The sequence below is a fragment of the Oceanisphaera sp. genome, assembly GCF_052084945.1.
Lineage (GTDB): Bacteria > Pseudomonadota > Gammaproteobacteria > Enterobacterales > Aeromonadaceae > Oceanimonas.
In genome coordinates this window covers 15,208-18,753 of the sequence record NZ_JBQDEX010000048.1, presented here as the reverse complement: position 1 = coordinate 18,753, position 3,546 = coordinate 15,208, and the positions used below count along the sequence as shown (strand labels likewise).

Genomic DNA, 3,546 nt, shown 5'->3' with positions numbered 1-3,546 from the left:
AGCGTACTACTCCGACAGACTCGCCGTAAACCCATCCATGGGGGCTCCGCCGCGCACTCCATGGCGCGGAGGGTCGACGGAGCAGACACCCTCTGCCTTTCCCTTAGCACCGAGTTGCCTGAATGTGTAGGCGAATGCTGGCTCTCGCATTAGGCTGCAGGCGAAAGTGAGTTACTGCAATTAAAAGAAATAGCACAAAGTAGAGAAACAGCCTTTCCAGAGCAGACGCCGTCACTGTACTGGGCTTATTATGCCTTAGCTCGATTGAGACGTGGCATGATAGTTCACGCAATGGCCGAGTGGGGCCGCAAGTGCTCTAGCGAGGCTGGTTTACGCTGATGGATTATGTTGAAGTGTATGAATTCCTTAAAGATATTGACGAGTGAGTACACCGATATTGAAGTGGCCATATTGCCGTTTTGTGAGTAACGAGGCTGAGTGGAGCGTACCGATAGGCAACACCATAGCGTGTGGCCGGATAAAGGGATCTTCTTCACCGACCATCACATAACAGGGAGGTTATGTGCTGAGCGCTACAGGGATGTACTTGCAGCGTGTCGATGAAGAAGACCCTTTGTTCGGCTATAGTGCAGGAGATAACCGATTCAATCACACTTCTTGTTTTTTATTTATAATGCAAGCAAAAGATGTGATGAAGTGACAGGCGCCCAGCGCCCAGCTTAACACCCTAAAGCGAAAACCTGATGTGCATCAGGAGGGTGTTTGCTTTTTAGCTAGGCGCTTGGTGCTCGGCGCTAGGCGCTGTATTAAGACTTTAACCAGGGCAGGGGATTAACGGCTGAACCTTGGTAGCGAATTTCGAAGTAGAGGCCGGTTTTATTTTGCGCGCCACTGTCGCCACTTAACGCTATGGGCTGACCGGCGTTAACTTTGTCGCCTGGGTTAAGTAACAGCGACTGATTATGACCATACAGGCTCATATAGCCTTTGCCGTGTTCAATTACCATCACCATGCCAAAGCCATTTAGCCAATCGGCATACACCACTTGTCCATTGGCTATGGCCTTTATTTCTTTGCCGGCGGGCGCACTAATAAATAGCCCTTTCCACTTTAATTGGCTGGTACGATTACTGCCAAATTTTTGTATTAACTTGCCCTTTAATGGCCAAGGTAAGGTGCCTTTTTTTAAGCCCGCAAAATTACCACTCAGCTTTGCCACCACTGGCGTTCGCCCCGAACTACCCGTACGTCGTGCAGCGCGCTCTTGGGCTTCTCGTTCAGCACGTTCGCGCTCGGCTTTTTCTTGGGCGGCTTTAATTTGTCGATCTAAGTGGTTAGCGGCTTGGCGTAGGCTGGTCAGCCTTTGGTTACCCTTATCTAAGGCGTTATTCAGTTGTTTAGCCGTGGCAGCCCGTTTACTTTGCTGTGCGCTTAAGCTGTCTTGCTCTTGTTGTTGGCGAGCCAGCAGTTGATTTAATTGTTGGCGGCTTTGCTCAGCTTGGCGGTGGTTATTAGCCAGTTGCTGTTGCGTTTTTGCTAATTGCTGTAAGGCTTGAGCGCGCGCTTTATTTAAATGGGCGTAATAATGCAGCAAACGGTCAATTTCGGTGCTGTCTTGGCCATTCAGTAATAACTTTAAATAATCGTGGCGACCATTTTGATAAGCAGCCCGTAGCTGCTCTGCTAATAACGCTTGTTGCTGCTTAGCTTGTTGAGTTAATTGCTGATGCTCTTTATCTAATTTAACCAGTTCGGCTTGGTTATCGCTTAACTTATGCTGTGTTTGGTTAAGCTTACGTGCCATGGTAGAAATGGCTTTTTCATCTTTAGCGAGTTGCTGTTGTAACTGTTTGAGTTTCGCTTTTTGCTGTTGTAAGTTTTGTTGCTGGCTGGCAATTTGCCCTTGTACGTTCTTGAGTTCTTTACTGTCGTCTGCCCATGCGAAAGTGCCGATCATAAGACCGGCACTCAATAACACAAATGTAATGAACTGTCGTTTTTTGCCCATAGGCTGATTATTTCAGAACCATTAGCGGCTTACCAGTCATTTGCTCAGGTGTTTCCATGCCAAGTAAGTTCAACATGGTCGGCGCTAAGTCCGATAACCGCCCCTTAGCTGCCGGTGTTGCGTCTCGGCCCACATAAATTAACGGCACTGGCAGTGTGGTGTGTGCGGTTTGCACTTGCCCTGTAACCGGGTTGATCATTTGCTCGGCATTACCATGATCGGCGGTAATTAACGCCTCACCGCCCACTTCTTTTAGTGCCGTTACCACACGGCCAACGGATTTATCTATCGCTTCGCAGGCTTTTACCGCCGCTTCAAACACACCTGTATGGCCGACCATATCGCCATTAGGATAGTTACAGATAATAACGTCGAATGCTTGGCTGTGAATGGCCTCTACCAGCTTATCGGTAAGCAGTTCTGAGTTCATTTCTGGTTGTAAGTCGTAAGTGGCAACTTGTGGGCTTGGGATCATTTCTCGTTGTTCACCTTTAAAGCAGGCTTCGCGGCCACCATTAAAGAAGAAAGTAACGTGGGCATACTTCTCGGTTTCAGAAATACGTAGCTGAGTTTTGCCATGCTCAGCAAGCCATTCCCCTAAGGTATTTGGCAATGCTTCGGGCGGATAAGCACAGGCCGTTGGAATATCTGCGGCATATTCAGTGAGCATCACAAAATCGCTCAGCGCGGGGCAAGTCGTGCGCGCAAAATCATTAAAATCTGGCTGTACAAAAGCACGAGTCAATTCACGAGCCCGATCGGCTCGGTAATTCATAAAAATAACCGCATCGCCGTCTTCAATACGCACGGGCTCGCCTAAGGTAGTGGCGGTTAAAAATTCATCGCTTTCGCCGCGATCATAAGCGGCTTGCAAGCCTGCCGCGCCATCGGCAGCATGATACTCGGCCTTACCTTGGGTGAGTAAGTCGTAAGCCACTTGCACCCGTTCCCAACGGTTATCGCGGTCCATGGCAAAATAACGACCCACAATAGAAGCCAAGCGCCCCTTACCTAGCTTGGCACATGCATTTTCAATGAGTTCAATTGAACTTAATGCTGAACGAGGGGCCACGTCTCGACCATCTAAAAAGCCGTGTATATAAATTTTTTCAGCACCGCGTTCAGCTGCCATTTTTATCATGGTCACAATTTGATCTTGATGGCTGTGCACGCCCCCCGCCGACAATAGGCCCATAATATGCACGGCTTTACCTTGCTCGGTGGCACCGTCAATGGCTTGAATTAGGGTAGGGTTAGTAAAAAAACTGCCGTCGGCAATCGCTTTATCAATACGAGTTAAATCTTGATAAACAATACGACCCGCACCAATATTAACGTGCCCTACTTCTGAGTTGCCCATTTGGCCATCGGGTAAGCCTACATCATGGCCCGAGGTAGAAATCAGCATAGAGGGACAGTCTTGCATTAAGCCATCAAGTACCGGGGTGTGTGCGGTGTGAATAGCATTATGTTCGGTGTTTTCACTATAGCCCCAGCCATCCATAATGATGAGCACTAGGGGCTTTTTGGTCGAGTTCATAGCGTAAGCCTAAGTTTGTGATTTTAAAGTGCAGGT

Annotated in this window: 2 protein-coding genes; both read right to left on the bottom strand. The window is 48.5% G+C overall.

All coding sequences use genetic code 11. From position 1 onward, the window contains the following. Positions 1-767: 767 nt before the first annotated feature. Positions 768-1,919 (bottom strand): murein hydrolase activator EnvC, encoded by a 1,152-nt coding sequence (gene envC, locus ACTHY5_RS06295; RefSeq protein ID WP_441877855.1) that lies wholly within the window; start codon positions 1,917-1,919, stop codon positions 768-770. A gap of 58 nt (positions 1,920-1,977) precedes the next feature. After that, positions 1,978-3,510, bottom strand: a complete 1,533-nt coding sequence (gpmM, locus tag ACTHY5_RS06290) for a 2,3-bisphosphoglycerate-independent phosphoglycerate mutase (protein WP_441877853.1) — start codon at positions 3,508-3,510, stop codon at positions 1,978-1,980. Positions 3,511-3,546: the final 36 nt, after the last annotated feature.

Bases quoted from the DNA above. Each gene is read 5' to 3' on its own strand.
- envC (WP_441877855.1), bottom strand. From the start codon at position 1,919: ATGATCGGCACTTTCGCATGGGCAGACGACAGTAAAGAACTCAAGAAC.
- gpmM (WP_441877853.1), bottom strand. From the start codon at position 3,510: ATGAACTCGACCAAAAAGCCCCTAGTGCTCATCATTATGGATGGCTGG.